Annotated in this window: 8 protein-coding genes and 2 pseudogenes; 2 read left to right on the top strand and 8 right to left on the bottom strand. The window is 63.7% G+C overall.

The features are described from left to right. Nucleotides 1-211: 211 nt before the first annotated feature. Nucleotides 212-409 (bottom strand): annotated as a pseudogene (locus APH33_RS26970) (transposase); the annotation flags it as partial. A gap of 144 nt (nucleotides 410-553) precedes the next feature. Continuing rightward, nucleotides 554-1,666, bottom strand: a pseudogene (locus APH33_RS23510) (DUF2345 domain-containing protein); the annotation flags it as partial. A gap of 263 nt (nucleotides 1,667-1,929) precedes the next feature. On the opposite strand from APH33_RS23510, the gene APH33_RS23505 reads away from it, so the two are divergent. Next, nucleotides 1,930-2,676 (top strand): SDR family oxidoreductase, encoded by a 747-nt coding sequence (locus APH33_RS23505; RefSeq protein ID WP_054887443.1) that lies wholly within the window; start codon nucleotides 1,930-1,932, stop codon nucleotides 2,674-2,676. Between the two features lie 11 nt (nucleotides 2,677-2,687). Here the strand turns inward: APH33_RS23505 and APH33_RS23500 are convergent, their stop codons facing one another. From APH33_RS23500 to APH33_RS23480, 5 genes are all read right to left on the bottom strand, one after another. Beyond that, nucleotides 2,688-4,754 carry a PAS domain-containing sensor histidine kinase gene (locus APH33_RS23500; RefSeq protein ID WP_054887442.1) on the bottom strand — a complete coding sequence of 689 codons (2,067 nt, stop codon included), beginning with the start codon at nucleotides 4,752-4,754 and terminating at the stop codon, nucleotides 2,688-2,690. Nucleotides 4,755-4,817: 63 nt separating this feature from the next. Continuing rightward, nucleotides 4,818-6,434, bottom strand: coding sequence for a PAS domain-containing sensor histidine kinase (locus tag APH33_RS23495; protein ID WP_054887441.1), 1,617 nt, complete (start codon nucleotides 6,432-6,434; stop codon nucleotides 4,818-4,820). A gap of 60 nt (nucleotides 6,435-6,494) precedes the next feature. Continuing rightward, nucleotides 6,495-7,904: a GntR family transcriptional regulator MpaR gene (gene mapR, locus APH33_RS23490; protein WP_054887440.1), complete on the bottom strand. Its 1,410-nt coding sequence runs from the start codon at nucleotides 7,902-7,904 to the stop codon at nucleotides 6,495-6,497. 39 nt (nucleotides 7,905-7,943) lie between these two features. Then, on the bottom strand, nucleotides 7,944-9,314 hold the full coding sequence (gene ccoG / locus APH33_RS23485; RefSeq protein ID WP_054887439.1) for a cytochrome c oxidase accessory protein CcoG: 1,371 nt from the start codon (nucleotides 9,312-9,314) through the stop codon (nucleotides 7,944-7,946). Between the two features lie 122 nt (nucleotides 9,315-9,436). Next, nucleotides 9,437-9,676, bottom strand: coding sequence for a DUF3203 family protein (locus APH33_RS23480; RefSeq protein WP_054887438.1), 240 nt, complete (start codon nucleotides 9,674-9,676; stop codon nucleotides 9,437-9,439). 142 nt (nucleotides 9,677-9,818) lie between these two features. On the opposite strand from APH33_RS23480, the gene APH33_RS23475 reads away from it, so the two are divergent. After that, nucleotides 9,819-10,334, top strand: a complete 516-nt coding sequence (locus APH33_RS23475) for an MgtC/SapB family protein (RefSeq protein ID WP_054887437.1) — start codon at nucleotides 9,819-9,821, stop codon at nucleotides 10,332-10,334. A gap of 530 nt (nucleotides 10,335-10,864) precedes the next feature. On the opposite strand, the gene APH33_RS23470 is transcribed toward APH33_RS23475, so the two are convergent. Further along, entirely contained in the window at nucleotides 10,865-11,764 is a 900-nt protein-coding gene (locus APH33_RS23470) for a hydroxymethylglutaryl-CoA lyase (protein ID WP_054887436.1), read from the bottom strand. Between the last annotated feature and the right edge of the window lie 8 nt (nucleotides 11,765-11,772).

Below are 11,772 nucleotides of genomic sequence, written 5' to 3'. Positions count from 1 at the left end.
ACTCGGCCTCCTGAAGTCGCATTCGGCGTTTGCTGAACTACCGCGCGCTTAGAAGCAGAGCAAAAGCAAGAGCTAAAGCAAGAGCAAAAGCAAGAGCAAAAGCAAAAGCAAGAGCAAGAGCAAAAGCAAGAGCAAGAGCAAGAGCAAGAGCAAGAGCAAGAGCAAGAGCAAGAGCAAGAGCAAGAGCAAGAGCAAAAGCCCGCTCGACTCACCCTGCGTAAGTTTCCTGGAAGTTGCGCGCGTGTTCGCCAGTACGGCTTGTGAAGTCGTAGACCACCGTCCTGAGCGCCGAAAACGGCGTCGTGCTGCAGGCTCAGACATAGGCTCGATGGGTTTTCTTCTCGCCCGGCGCAACCATTTGCACAGGTGTTTCATCAGCGTGAATCACGCCCTGCTTCAGCACCGTTTTGGGCCTCTATCTGGTTTCGATAGTTCGCAAACGCTGCCTTCTCACTTGCCAAGGCATTGCCAAAGATCAGCTGCAGCGAGCCGACAATAACGGCAACGCCCCAGGCCATGACGGGTTTAAAGTCGCGGAGTACCATGCCGGTCTGCCGTCTTCGAGCCTGATCTGGTAGGCGTGATCAACGGCCATGCGCACGCTGTCGTCGGCGTACCCGGGGTAGTGGAAGGCCAGGCGTTGCGCCGCCGGATCGCGGGCAAATGCCGGCACCTGGGCGCTGTCGGCCTTGGGGCCGACCCAGTCATGCTCGCTGGCATGGACGATCACCTTGCCCTGGCTGCCGATTTCGACACCGCCGCCGATCTTGATGTAACTGCCGTCATCGGCCACCAGGCGAATGGTGGGTGCGGTGATGACTACCTCGCCTTCGGCGGCCGACAGGTGCAGGTTCTTTTGGGCATTGACGGCGATGTCGTCTTCCTGGGCCTGGACCAGCACTTTGCCGCGATTGGCGATCGCGCTGATGCCTTCATCCTGTGCGAACGCACTGATGCCTTTGCCGGCTTGCAGGCGCATGGCGGCGCCGCTGGTCAACTGCAGATGGTCCTGGGCGGTGGTGTCATGATTCGCGCCGGCATAGTGCAGTTGCGAGCGTGGTGTAGCACTGGCAATACCTGCTTCAGCCGCAACGGCCATGACGGGTTCGCCAGGGCTGTCGCTGTCGGGCGCTGGCCACTGTTTCAGCGCCTGGCTCAAGGTGTCGATGCCCTCGCTGTCCACCGCTGCGCCGCCTCGTGCGGCGGCCGTTTGCCCGAGGCTTTTGAACAGCTCGCCACAGTCGGCCAGCAGCTTGAGCAGTTCTTCGCGGTCCAGCTGCGAACCGGTGGCGTCCTGGCGTGCATAGGTGGTCAGCAACAGGCCTTGGGCGGCGCGCAGGGCAATCGCGGCGTCGGTGCGCAATTCGGCACCATTGCCACGGGCCTTGGCCTGGCCGTCAATACGTGGCTCGGTAAGCTTGCCCAGGTTGAGTGCCGTGGCATGGTGCGTGGTACCGACACGGGCACGCAAGGCGCCCGGTGTGTCATCGAATAACAGCTCGTTGAAACCCCGGCCTTTGTGCTCCTGGGTCTGAATGCCGGAGAGCGCACGGTTGCCTGGCAGGCCCGCGGCTTTGCTGAAACGCGGCGGCGTGTGGTCGGCGTTGTACAGCACCGAGGTGACCACGGGGCGGTCGATATCACCAGCCAGAAAGGTCACCAGCACTGAAGTGCTCCAGCAACAGCGCCTGATCGCCCTGGACCGGGCTGGTGAACTTGATCAAACGGCGGTGCCGGGGTGTAAAAATGCTCGTCAAATCCATCGACGTCATATTCCTTGGCGAAACAAGCGGCGCAAGGTATCACAACTTTTGGCATAACCGGCCCGCGGAGGGCGGGTCAAAAATTGTCAAGACGTGACGGTCATTCCATTGTCAGGTTATTTCACCTATTGTCGGGCCTTCGTCCCTTATCGATCCGTCAACCGCCATGCACAAAGTCATCGTCATCACGGGTGCCAGCCGTGGCATCGGTGCCGCCACCGCCCTGCAAGCCGCCCGCGAGGGCTATCGCATCTGCATCAACTACCACGCCGACGACCAGGCCGCCGAGGGTATCCTCGCCCAGGTTCGCGCCCTCGGCGCCGAGGCCATCACCGTGCGCGCCGACGCCAGCGTCGAGGACGAGGTGATCCAGCTGTTCCACCGCGTCGACCAGGAACTCGGCCCGGTGACTGCCTTGGTCAACAACGCGGGCACCATCGGCCAGCAAAGCCGTGTCGAGGCCATGTCCGAGTTCCGCCTGCTGAAGGTGATGAAGACCAACGTCGTCGGCCCAATGCTCTGTGCCAAGCACGCCCTGCTGCGCATGGCCCGCCGCCACGGGGGGGCGGGCGGGGCGATCGTCAATGTGTCCTCGGTCGCGGCGCGCCTGGGCTCACCCAACGAGTACGTCGACTACGCCGCCTCCAAAGGCGCGCTGGATACCTTCACCATCGGCCTGGCCAAGGAAGTGGCGGGCGAGGGTGTGCGGGTCAACGGTGTACGACCGGGCTACATCCATACCGGTTTCCATGCCCTGTCCGGTGACCCTGACCGCGTGACCAAGCTCGAACCCGGCCTGCCCATGGGCCGCGGCGGCCGGGCCGAAGAAGTGGCCGAGGCGATCCTCTGGTTGCTGTCGGAAAAGGCCTCGTATTCTACCGGCAGCTTCATTGACCTCGGCGGCGGGCGCTGAACGCTTCCCCGTCAGGGCAGCTCACCCGCCAGCAACTGACGGACCCGTTCGGCCAGCGCTTCGAGCTCGAAGGGTTTGGTCAGCACGCTGGTGCCCTGCAGCAGCTGGCCATCGCTGAGTGCCGCGCTCGCGTCGTAGCCGGTGATGAACAGCACCTTGAGGTCCGGATACAGTTGCCGGCAACGCTCCGCCACCTGGCGGCCATTGGGGCCGTCGGGCAGGCCGATATCGCTCAGCAGCAGGTCGGGTTGCGCGCACTGCTGCATATGCGCCAGCGCGGCAGTGCCATTGGCGAAGGCTTCGACCTGGTAGCCCAGTTCTTCCAGCACTTCGCCGACCACCAGCCGCAGCGCCGCCTGGTCTTCCACCAGGACGATGCGTTGCCCAGCCGAATCGCTGCCTGTCAGCGTCTTGCGCTGTGCCGGCCGGGCCGCAGCAACAGGCTGTTCAGGGTGACGCGGCAGGTACAGGTCGACCCGTGTGCCCTGGCCAGGCGAGGAAGTCAGGCGTAGCTGGCCGCCCGACTGGCGCACGAAGCCATAGGTCATCGACAGCCCCAGGCCCGTCCCATGGCCCATGGGTTTGGTCGAGAAGAACGGGTCGATTGCGCGCGCCGCTACGGTTGCTGTCATGCCGCAGCCGGTGTCGGCAACACTGATCCTTACGTAGTCCCCGGCGGCCAGTTCCAGCGCCCGGGCCTGCTCGTCGTCGAGCGTGAGATTGTCGCCCTGGATGTCGATGGTACCGCCGCCCGGCATGGCGTCACGTGCGTTGATGCACAGGTTGAGCAGGGCGCTTTCCAGCTGTGGCGGGTCGATGAAGGTTGGCCATGGCCGAGCCAGGAAGCGGCTGTGCAAGCGAATGGATGGGCCGATGGTGCGGCGAACCAGTTCTTCCATGCCAAGAACCAGCGCCGCGACGTCGGTCGACCGCGGTTGCAGGGTCTGCTGGCGGGAGAAGGCCAGCAACCGGTGGACCAGGGCCGAGGCTTTTTGCGCCGAGCCGCTGGACAGCGCCAGCAATGGCTCAAGTTCTGCGTAACGCTGCTGGCCCAGGCGCTGCTGCATCAGCTCCTGGGCATTGATGATGCCGCCGAGCAGGTTGTTGAAGTCATGGGCGATGCCACCGCTGAGCTGGCCCACGGCCTCCATTTTCTGCGCCTGGCGCAGCGCCTGCTCGGCCTCGGCCAGGCGCCGCTGCTCCTCAACCCGGTCAGTGATGTCGTAGGCAAACAGATAAGCGCCTTGCACGCCGCCGTCATGCTCACGCAGGGCGTTGAAACGCAGTTCATAGTGGCGTGGCCCGAACCTGCCGATCTCGGTGAACCGCTCCCCCGCCAGCGCCCGGCGCCACATCGGCATGATCAGGTCATGGTCCGCCGGGTGGCTGGCCAGCACCGCTGGCAGGTGTTCGCCGACTTCGGGTGTGTGGCCATACAAGGCGTGGAAGTCATGTTTGGCCTGGCGGTTGACTGCCAGCCAGCGCAGCTGGGTATCGACCACATGCACGTTGAGCAGGCTGTCCTCGACCAGTTCGGCAAACCGGCGGCGTTCGGCCAAGGCTGCGCTGACCCGCTGTTCGAGTTCGGCGTTCAGCCGCTGCAGGGCCACTTCGGCCTTGCGTCGCTCGGTGACGTCAGTGAACAGCACCGCGACCTGGCGGCGCTCGGCAGGCTCCACACGGAAGGTGATCACCGACAGCACACGGCCGGTGGCGACCAGCTCCTGCTCGAACTGCAGCGGTTCGCCCGTGCGCAATACCGCACCGTAGCGGGCGACCCAGTCGTCCGCCTCGTCGGGCACCATCTCGCGCAGCTTCTGCCCGACGACGTTGGGGATGCCGGCATGCTTGGCGTAGGCGGCGTTGGCGAGGATATGCACATAGTCGCTGAGCGGGCCATGGGGGCCGTCGAAGAATTCGATGACGCAAAAACCTTCATCCATGGTGTCGAACAGGAAGCGATAGATACTTGCGTCCTGATGTTCGTGGTGCTGCAGCAGCTGTGATTCCAGCTGTGCGTTACGTTGGCGCAGGGTTTCGACTTCCTGACGCAGTGCGAGCAGCTCGCGTTGGGGCATGGCGACGTCCGGCACAAATGAGTGGCCAGACTTTACCTGCCCGCAAGGCCGCCGCATAGCGGCCTAAGGGGGCAACCCCCGGTTTTTCAGCAACTGCTCGACTTGCTGGTTGAGGGTGGCCAGCGCGAACGGTTTGTACATGACCGCGCAATGCTTGCCCGGGCTGACATCGACCCGATTGCTGGCGTAGCCAGTGATATACAGGACGTCGACGGCGCCAGGCAGTTGCTGGCAGGCCGCCGCGACCTGGTAGCCATCGATGCCGCCCGGCAAGCCGATATCGGTGATCAGCAGGTCAGGGCGCAAGCCTTTTTCCAGGGTTTCCAGTGCGCGGCGGCCGTCGCTGCAGGCGTGGACGTCATGCCCCTGTTCTTCGAGCATCTCGCTGATCAGCAGGCGCAGAATGTCCTGGTCCTCCACCAGCAGAACTACACGGGGCGCTGCGTGAACCTGCTGCTCCGGCGCCCGCGGCTGCGCGCTGGGTTGCCCGGCATCGTCGCCGCCGGCCCGGGGCAGGTAGAGGTGGATGCAGGCGCCTTGCTCCGGTTCGCTGACAATGCGCAACTGGCCGCCGGACTGGCGCACGAAACCATACACGATCGACAAGCCAAGGCCGGAACCGTGGCCCAGTGGTTTGGTGGTAAAGAAGGGCTCGAACGCTCTTTGCAGGACGTCGGCGGACATGCCAATGCCGGTGTCGCAGACACTCAGATGCAGGTAGGCGCCGCTGGGCAGGTCCACTGCGCGTGCCTGCAGATCATCGAGCCAGGTGTTTTCGCTGGCAATGCGCAGCGTGCCCCCCTGAGGCATGGCATCACGGGCATTGATGCACAGATTGAGCAATGCGTTCTCCAGCTGGTGCGGGTCGATGCGCACCAGCCACTGGTTGCTCAGGGTCTGGTCAATGAAGGTGATGCGCGCGTCCAGCGAGCTGGCGATCAGCTCATGCATGCCTGCCACCAGCTGCTGCACATCTACCGCCTGCGGCATCAGTGTCTGTTGGCGCGAAAACGCCAGCAGCCGCTGAACCAGCGAGGCTGCCCGTTGAGCGTTTTGCCGGGCGAGGCCCAGTAGCCGGGCGGAGTCCTGGTAGCGTTGTTCAGCCTGGCGTTGCTCGGCCATTTCCAAGGCACCCAGGATGCCACCGAGGAGGTTGTTGAAGTCATGGGCAATGCCGCCAGTCAGCTGGCCCACGGCTTCCATTTTCTGCGATTGGCGCAGGGCTTCTTCGATCTTGCGCACGCGCTCCTGTTCGGCGACGCGCGCGCTGATGTCGTAGGCGAACAGGTAACCACCCTGGATGTGCTGCCGGGCGTCGCGCAGGGCGTTGTAGCTGATCTCGTAGTGGCGCGGGGCGTCGGGCGGGCCCAGGGCGATGATGTCGGTGAACGCCTCGCCGGCCAGCACGCGCGGCCATACCGGCTCCAGCCACTTGACGATGTCGGGCTGGTTGGCAATGAACTGTGGGATATAGTCGCCCACCTTTGGCACGAAGCCGCGCAGGCGCTTGAAGGTCTCTTGCGCGGTGCGGTTGATCGCCAGCAGACGAAGGTTGCGATCAGCCGCGAACACGTTGGCCTGACTGTGGTCGACCAGTTCGCCCAGCAGCCTGCTGTTGGCCTGGGCCTGGTCGATACGTGCCTGCAGTTGCTGGGTGGAAGGCGTCGATTCGTCAGACATCACCGTGGCGATCCAGCGTGTGGGTCGCCCAACTATAGCTGCAGTTTTTCAGGCCTTCCTTCAGAACGAGCGGATGATGCGCCCCAGGGTTTCCATGGCCCGTTCGGCGGCCTCGTTCCAGGGTGAACCGTAGTTCAGGCGGATGCAGTTGCCAAAGCGCCGGGTTGGCGAAAAGATCGGCCCCGGTGCGATGCTGATGCCTTGGGCCAGGGCCATGTGGAACAGTTTCAGGGCATCCATCTGCTCGGGCAGCTCCAGCCACAGGAAATAGCCGCCGGAGGGCTGGCTGACGCGGGTCTGCGCCGGGAAATGACGGGCGATGGCTGCCAGCATGTTGGCCTGCTGGCCCTCCAGGGCGTAGCGCAGCTTGCGCAGGTGACGGTCGTAGCCGCCGTGCTGCAGGTAATCGGCGATGGCCGCCTGGGCCGGCATCGAGGCGCACAACGAGGTCATCAGCTTCAGTCGCTCGATCTTCTGTGCGAAGCGCCCGGCCGCGACCCAGCCGATGCGATAACCCGGCGCCAGGCTTTTGCTGAACGAGCCGCAATGCATCACCAGGCCTTGGGTGTCGAAGGCCTTGGCCGGTTTGGGAGCTTGCTGCGCGTAATACAGTTCGGCGTAGACATCGTCCTCGATCAGCGGCACCTGGTGGCGGCTCAGCAACTCGACCAGCGCCTGCTTCTTCGCTTCGGGCATGCTGGCGCCGACCGGGTTCTGGAAATTGGTCATGCACCACACCGCTTTGACCGGGTGCTTGTCGAGGGTCTGGGCCAGCACGGCCAGGTCCATGCCCTCGCGCGGGTGCACCGGGATTTCCACGGCCTTGAGCTTGAGCCGCTCCAGCACTTGCAGGCAGGCATAGAAGGCCGGTGCCTCGATCGCCACCAGGTCGCCGGGCTCGGTGACCGCCTGCAGGCACAGGTTCAAGGCTTCGAGCGCGCCATTGGTGATCAGCAGTTCTTCCATCGGCAGCATCAGCCCACCGACCATGTAGCGCAAGGCAATCTGGCGACGCAGTTGCGGGTTGCCCGGCGACAGGTCGGTGACCACCATGCGTGGGTCCATGGCCCGGCTGGCGCTGGCCAGCGAGCGTGACAGGCGCTGCAGCGGGAACAGTTCGGGGCTGGGGAAGGCCGAGCCGAACGGTACGGTGCCGGGGTCCTTGATCGAGTCGAGGATGGAGAACACCAGGCCGCTGACATCGACCTCGGTCGATTCGCTGATAGGCTCCAGCGCCTGGGGTTCACTGAACTGGCGCGGGGCGTGGGCGTTGACGAAGTAGCCTGAGCGCGGCCGTGCGCGGATCAGCCCACGGCGCTCGAGCAGGTAGTAGGCCTGGAACACGGTGGACGGGCTGACGCCGTGGGTCTGGCTGGCGTAGCGCACCGAAGGTACGCGCTGGCCTGGGCCGAGCACCCCGGAGCGGATCAGTTCGGCAATGTCGTCGGCGAAGCGTTCGTAGCGTTTCATGGGGGCTCGGCAGGCAAGGTGAAGTGTCAGTGTAAGGGATCAGCGGTTCAGTGGTGCCACGAAGCGGCTGTGAGCCACGCTGCGCACGGCAGGCTGGTCGCTGTCGCGGATTTCGAAAGCCAGTGCCTGAGAACTGCTGGCCGGCCGCTCGGCCAGCATGGCCACCGACACCGGCATCTCGCTCATTTCCCCGGCCGGGATACTGAATTCGGTGGCGCCATGCAGTTCGAAGCCCTCGGCATCGAGCAGGCGCAGGTGGTAGCGCTGCGGCTGCGCGGTCTTGTTGATGATCTTGAGCAGGTAGATGTTCTCGATCTGGCCCTGGGCGTTTTCGCGGAACAGGCCCCGGTCCTTGATCACGTCCAGCGACACCATCGGGCGCATCTGCAAGGCCGCAACCAGGGCGCCGACCATCAGCAGCAAGGCGGCGGCGTAGCCCAGCAACCGCGGGCGCAGCCAATGGGTGGTGCCGCCTTGCAGGCTATGTTCGGACTTGTAACCGATCAGGCCGCGGGCGTAACCCATCTTGTCCATCACCTTGTCGCAGGCATCGATACAGGCGGCGCAACCGATGCAGGCCATCTGCAGGCCATCGCGGATGTCGATGCCCGTGGGGCACACCTGCACGCACAAGGTGCAATCGATGCAATCACCCAGGCCCAGGGCGCGCGGATCACTGCCTTTCCTGCGTGGCCCACGGGATTCGCCGCGACGCGGGTCGTACGCCACGGCCAGGGTGTCCTTGTCGAACATCACGCTCTGGAAGCGTGCGTAGGGGCACATGTGCAGGCACACCGCTTCGCGCAGCCAGCCGGCATTGATATAGGTGGCCGCCGTGAAGAACAGCACCCAGAAAAGCGCCACGCCGCCCTGTTGCAGGGTGAGCAGTTCATGGGCCAAGGCGCGGATCGGGGTGAAGTAACCGACGAAGGTCAGCCCGGTGAGCACGCCGATGGCCAGCCACAGGCTGTGCTTGAGCGTGCGCCGGGCCAGTTTGTTCAGGCTCCAGGGCGCGGCGGCCAGCTTGATGCGCTGGTTGCGGTCGCCTTCGGTGACCTTTTCGCACCACATGAACAGCCAGGTCCAGATGCTTTGTGGGCAGCTGTAACCGCACCACACCCGGCCGGCGTAGACCGTGATGGCGAACAGGCCGAAGGCACAGATGATCAACAGGGCCGAAAGGAGGATGAAATCCTGCGGCCAGAAGGTAGCGCCGAAGATGTGGAACTTGCTCTCGGCCAAGTCCCATAGCACGGCCTGGCGGCCGTCCCAGTCGAGCCAGGCGGTGCCAAAAAACAGCACGAACAGCGCGCCAGCGAAGGCAATGCGCAGCGTGCGGTACAGCCCGGTGAAACTGCGGGTATGGATGCCGGTGGCGGCAATCTGGATGGCAGGGATACGTTGGGTCATGGCGTTGGTGCTCTCACGGCCTCGATCAGGCACGAGCACTATGACCCCCGAACTGTTTTCAGCACAGGCTCAGGTCAGGCAATAAAAACCATATCAGATTGCTGCGTGGTGTGTCCGATGCCTCAGATCACAGAACCTGGGGTGCTGGCCTTGAGGTGCCTGCGGCTATCTACCGCACCTGCCACGGTCAGCGCGTCGGCTTCGGCTTCGGTGATCGGGAAGCGCTCGCCGGCGAGAATGGCCACGGACATGCGCAGCTGCTCGTCGGTGACGATCTCGATTTCGGGCCCTTTGCCTTCGATGCGCAGCTTGTCGCCAATCAGGGTGCAGCGTTGAGTGCTTTCTTCGACTTCGATGGGCATGGTGTGGTCCTCCGGGGTGCGGTTACAGGTTGTGACCGCAGGCGGTGAACGGTTGCTGCATCGGGGTGCCGGGTGGGCACTTTGCGGGCTGTGCGAGGGTCAACTTCATAAGGCAATAACCAACCAGCCCGGTAGCTGATTCATGGAATTCATCTGGCAAACTATCCAGTCCGAGTTCGCCGACATCACCGATGAGCGCGAGGTCGTGCGGATCCTCGTGCGCCTGCTGATGGCGGCCGTGCTCGGCGCCGTGCTGGGCTTCGAGCGCGAACACCGGGGCAAATCCGCCGGGGTGCGCACGCACATGCTGGTCTCCCTGGGCGCGGCGCTGTTCGTGCTCGCGCCGAGCATGGCGGGTGCTGATGAGCAGGCGCTGAGCCGGGTGATCCAGGGTATCGTCGCCGGCATCGGCTTTCTCGGTGCGGGCACCATCCTCAAGGGTAACGGCCAGGACACCAGCCACGTGAAAGGCCTGACTACCGCTGCAGGGCTCTGGATGACGGCGGCAATCGGTACTGCCGCAGGCATGGGGCGAGAGGCCACGGCACTGATCAGCACGGTGCTGGCGCTGTTGGTACTGGGCACGATGCCGTTGCTGGTGGAGAAGGTCGAGAGGCAGGACGAAGAGAAGCAGAAAGAGGAGGGCAGGAAGCACTGAGGGGAGCCGAAGCTCCCCTCAAAGCGTGTTGCTTGCTCTTTTCTTATTATTGAGGCCGGCCTTTTGTTGTTTTTGTAGGCCAGCCTTGGTGTTGCGTGCGACCCCCATCCGGGGTCAAGAGCAAACGTATTTTTTTGAGCGCTGACCTGCTTTCATCCGCTGGATCCGAGCCTGACTGCCGCTACCTTGAGGTAGTTTTGTTGTTCTGTGTCAGTCCGCGGGGCGAACCCCTGAAAAGCCTGTCGACTCCAAAAAAATCTGCTTGCTGCGCCTCTGCCGTGTTGTTCTTGTTATGTCAGAGCCGTTACATGTTGTTTTTATTGGTATCGCGTTTTTCTTGTTGTTGTACCAAAGCTATAGCAGGTGCCGTGCCAACTTTTAAAAATCCTTAAAAATCAATGATTTGACCGGATAGGGTGAAATCGCGCGGCCTGACAATCTATCGATTTGTTTCCCTGTTACCCGATTTTTTGCTGAAACCTGTGGGGGAGGTAACACTCACCCACACTCATGTGACATCTGCATGAAACTCATGCTGCGCTGCGCGCACGGGCCACCCGCGAACCGTTGGCCCTGCCCAGTACCGCGCTGATGCGCTGCCCGGCGGCGATCAGCCGGTCGAGGTCGATACCGGTCTCGATGCCCAGCCCCTGCAACAGGTACAGCACATCCTCAGTGGCGATGTTGCCGGTGGCGCCCTTGGCATAAGGGCAGCCCCCCAGCCCGGCCACCGAGCTGTCGAACACGCTGATGCCTTCGAGCAGGCTGGCGTACACATTGGCCAGGGCCTGGCCATAGGTGTCATGGAAGTGGCCAGCCAGTTGCGCGCGGGGCACCACGGCCGAGACCACCTCGAACAGCCGGCGGGTGTCACCGGCCGTGCCGGTGCCAATGGTGTCACCCAGCGATACCTCGTAGCAGCCCATGTCGTGCAGCGCTCTGGCGACCGGGGCTACTTGCTCGGCACTGACCTTGCCTTCATAAGGGCAGCCCAGCACACAGGACACGTAACCGCGCACCCGCACGCCGTGGCTGCGCGCGGCCTCCATGATCGGTTCGAAGCGTTGCAGGCTTTCGCTGATCGAGCAGTTGATGTTGCGCTGGGAGAAGGCTTCGGAGGCAGCGGCGAACACCGCCACTTCCTTCACCCCGGCAGCCAGGGCGTCTTCGAAGCCGCGCAGGTTTGGGGCAAGTGCGGCATAGGTAACACCCGCACGTTGGTGAATGCCGGCGAACACTTCGGCGGAACCGGCCATCTGCGGCACCCATTTGGGCGAAACGAAGCTGCCGACCTCGATATAGCCCAGCCCGGCGTCGGTCAGGTCGTCGACCAGGCGCACCTTGTCGGCGACGCTGATGGGCTGGGCTTCGTTCTGCAGGCCGTCGCGGGGGCCGACTTCGACCAGGCGGACTGTTGCGGGCATGGGCATGGTGGGGT

The organism is Pseudomonas sp. NBRC 111130 (genome assembly GCF_001320485.1).
GTDB classification, from domain to species: domain Bacteria; phylum Pseudomonadota; class Gammaproteobacteria; order Pseudomonadales; family Pseudomonadaceae; genus Aquipseudomonas; species Aquipseudomonas vlassakiae.
This window is presented reverse-complemented; position numbering and strand designations above follow the sequence as displayed.

Excerpts from the sequence above, each read along its gene's own strand:
- APH33_RS23495 (WP_054887441.1), bottom strand. The coding sequence starts at position 6,434 with ATGTCTGACGAATCGACGCCTTCCACCCAGCAACTGCAGGCACGTATC.
- APH33_RS23505 (WP_054887443.1), top strand. The coding sequence starts at position 1,930 with ATGCACAAAGTCATCGTCATCACGGGTGCCAGCCGTGGCATCGGTGCC.
- APH33_RS23480 (WP_054887438.1), bottom strand. The coding sequence starts at position 9,676 with ATGCCCATCGAAGTCGAAGAAAGCACTCAACGCTGCACCCTGATTGGC.
- APH33_RS23500 (WP_054887442.1), bottom strand. The coding sequence starts at position 4,754 with ATGCCCCAACGCGAGCTGCTCGCACTGCGTCAGGAAGTCGAAACCCTG.
- ccoG (WP_054887439.1), bottom strand. The coding sequence starts at position 9,314 with ATGACCCAACGTATCCCTGCCATCCAGATTGCCGCCACCGGCATCCAT.
- APH33_RS23475 (WP_054887437.1), top strand. The coding sequence starts at position 9,819 with ATGGAATTCATCTGGCAAACTATCCAGTCCGAGTTCGCCGACATCACC.
- APH33_RS23470 (WP_054887436.1), bottom strand. The coding sequence starts at position 11,764 with ATGCCCATGCCCGCAACAGTCCGCCTGGTCGAAGTCGGCCCCCGCGAC.
- mapR (WP_054887440.1), bottom strand. The coding sequence starts at position 7,904 with ATGAAACGCTACGAACGCTTCGCCGACGACATTGCCGAACTGATCCGC.